We start from the raw sequence: 3,177 nt of genomic DNA on the forward strand, positions 1-3,177 counted from the left end.
GGATATCTTGCTCACCAAGATCCCTCAAGAACGAAATCAATTTCTCATCCCGTAGGGCAGGTCCTATGTTGACCATTCCTGGCAAAATCACGCAAGAATACTCTTCTATACGGATTTGATCTAGTGTTTTCGTTGGTTGACAAGGCAAGCCATCCTCAGAGACCACCATCGAATGATCTGAAGCGGCATAATCAATCGTACTATCATAAGACAGAGCTAAAGTACTTGTTAAAGCGGTTATCTCACAAAGAGAAAAATTAGGATAAATGATACAAAGTACTTTTTTCATACGCAACATCCTCTATTTTACCGAAAAACAGAGGCTGGGTTGCAACCTCTGGATTTCTTTTTATCATTTACTAGTTAGGCTGAATTGAGTTTCGGCTAAAATTGAGCACGCCCTAACCTCTGGGTGAAAAAGATAAATCTTCCTAGAAACTAGAGTTTCTGCGTCAGATTTCCTATTTTCACTGTGAGGTTTTAACGGGCTTTGCATCTTACTTCTCCGTAAACTCTCCGTCTACGACGTCATCACCTGCGTTGCCTGATGCTTGTGCGCCTTCTGCTCCTGCTTGGGCTTGTTGCGCTGCTGCAGCTTGTTCGTAGAGTTTAACAGCCAATGCTTGTGCTTTTTCGTTCAAGGCTTCAAGTTTTGCTTTCATTTCTTCAAGGTTACCTGATTCTTGAGCTTTCTTAAGATCATCAAGTCCAGCTTGAGCTGCGTCACGTTCTGCATCGAAGCCTTTGCCTTCAGTTTCTTTGATTGTCTTTTCAGTCGCAAAGATAGCTTGGTCTACTTCGTTACGAAGGTCTACTTCTTCTTTACGTTTCTTATCTGCTTCAGCGTTTGCTTCTGCATCTTTCATCATGCGGTCGATTTCTTCGTCTGTCAAACCTGAGTTCGATTGGATAACAATTGTTTGTTCTTTTTGAGTTCCAAGGTCTTTCGCCTTAACAGATACGATACCGTTCTTATCGATGTCGAAAGTTACTTCGATTTGAGGAATTCCACGAGGTGCAGCTGGGATATCAGTCAATTGGAAGCGTCCAAGAGTCTTGTTATCTGCTGCCATTGGGCGTTCACCTTGAAGAACGTGGATATCAACGGCTGGTTGGTTGTCTGCTGCAGTTGAGAAGACTTGTGATTTAGATGTTGGAATCGTAGTGTTGCGGTCGATGAGTTTTGTGAAGACTCCACCCATTGTTTCGATACCAAGTGACAACGGAGTTACGTCAAGAAGGACAACGTCTTTCACGTCACCAGTGATCACACCACCTTGGATCGCAGCACCCATAGCCACTACTTCGTCAGGGTTCACTGATTTGTTTGGTTCTTTACCAGTTTCAGCTTTAACAGCTTCTACAACGGCAGGGATACGAGTTGAACCACCGACAAGGATGACTTCGTCGATATCTGACAAGCTCAAACCTGCATCTGAAAGGGCTTGACGAACTGGAGTTTTCGTACGTTCTACAAGGTCACGAGTCAAATCGTCGAATTTCGCACGAGTCAAGGTCATTTCCAAGTGAAGAGGTCCAGCAGCGCCTGCAGTGATGAATGGCAAGCTGATTTGAGTTGAAGTCACACCAGAAAGGTCTTTCTTCGCTTTTTCAGCTGCATCTTTCAAACGTTGAAGCGCCATCTTGTCTGTTGACAAGTCGATACCATTTTCTTTCTTGAATTCTTCAACCATGTAATCGATAATTTTTTGGTCAAAGTCGTCACCACCGAGTTTGTTATCCCCTGCAGTTGCCAATACATCAAAGACACCATCACCCAATTCAAGGATAGATACGTCGAATGTACCACCACCAAGGTCGAATACCAAGATTTTTTCTTCTTTATCAGTCTTATCCAAACCATAAGCAAGGGCTGCTGCTGTTGGTTCGTTGACGATACGTTCTACTTCAAGACCAGCGATTTTACCAGCGTCTTTTGTTGCTTGACGTTGTGCATCGTTGAAGTAAGCTGGAACTGTGATAACAGCTTTCGTTACTTTTTCACCAAGATAATCTTCAGCATAACCTTTCAAGTATTGAAGAATCATAGCTGAAATCTCTTGTGGTGTGTATTCTTTACCGTTAGCAGAAACTTTTTCAGAAGTACCCATCTTAGATTTGATAGAGATGATGGTATCTGGGTTTGTAACTGCTTGACGTTTTGCAGCGTCACCAACGATGATTTCACCGTTTTTGAATGACACAACAGATGGAGTTGTGCGGTTACCTTCTGGGTTTGCGATGATTTTTGATTCAGTTCCTTCAAGAACTGCTACTGCTGAGTTTGTTGTACCTAAGTCAATACCGATAATTTTAGACATATGTTTTTCTCCTTGTTATTTTTTCTCTTTTTTTCTTTCTGATACTCTTCTTAAGTGGCGACGCCGTCAGAGCTTGACTTCGTCAATCTCTTTGACTAAACTTTGAGCCTAAGGTCTCAAAGTTTGCGAAGATACCGCCACGGCGAAGAGTATCGCCTTCGGTTCGCTTCGCTCACTATTGGCAAAGCCGAACCAATGTTAATCTTTCTTTCATAGTTTAGTGTCGTTTCGGACAAGGTAGCCTAATTATATACTACTACCATAGCCGGTCTTAAGATGCGGTCATGGAGTTTGTAGCCTTTTTGGAAGACTTGTGCGATGGTGTCTGCTGGATGTTCATCATCTGCAGGCAAGGTTTGGATGGCCATGTGGTAGTTATGGTCAAAGGCTCCGTCCGCTGGAATTTCTTCGATTCCTTCTTCTTTCAGAGCATGTACCAAACTTTCTTGGACCATTTCCAAGCCCTTCTTCACATCATCTGTCAATCCTTCGACGGCAAGGGCACGTTCGAGGTTGTCCAGTGATGGTAAGATCGCTTTTGCCAAATCTTGGCTACGGTATTTTTGTAATTGTTGACGTTCTTCATTGGCACGGCGCTGAATATTTTGCATTTCTGCATGAGCACGAAGGTATTTGTTTTCAAATTCCTCGGCACGCGCTTGTGCTTCTTCTAACTCAGAAGGTTGGTTGCTTTCCTCTACAACTTCTTCGGTTGTCTCGGCAACTTCCTCTTCTTTCACGTCTTCTTTTTTGATATCTTCTGTCAAGGCATACACCCCTTTCATTTGGTCTTAATTTACTTCATAATGGTTGCTGTTGAGGTAACGGTAGTAGTCCGTCAACTTCATAACCAGTA

Annotated in this window: 3 protein-coding genes; all 3 read right to left on the reverse strand. The window is 43.0% G+C overall.

The window, feature by feature from the left end:
* A partial coding sequence (locus tag PAN06_RS13470; protein WP_269796578.1) for a DJ-1/PfpI family protein occupies positions 1-289 on the reverse strand: 289 nt, incomplete at its 3' end.
* Between the two features lie 208 nt (positions 290-497).
* Entirely contained in the window at positions 498-2,321 is a 1,824-nt protein-coding gene (dnaK, locus tag PAN06_RS13475) for a molecular chaperone DnaK (RefSeq protein WP_003014055.1), read from the reverse strand.
* Positions 2,322-2,563: 242 nt separating this feature from the next.
* Positions 2,564-3,088, reverse strand: coding sequence for a nucleotide exchange factor GrpE (gene grpE, locus PAN06_RS13480; RefSeq protein WP_306474908.1), 525 nt, complete (start codon positions 3,086-3,088; stop codon positions 2,564-2,566).
* Positions 3,089-3,177: the final 89 nt, after the last annotated feature.

It is taken from the genome of Streptococcus sp. SM3, assembly GCF_027497875.1.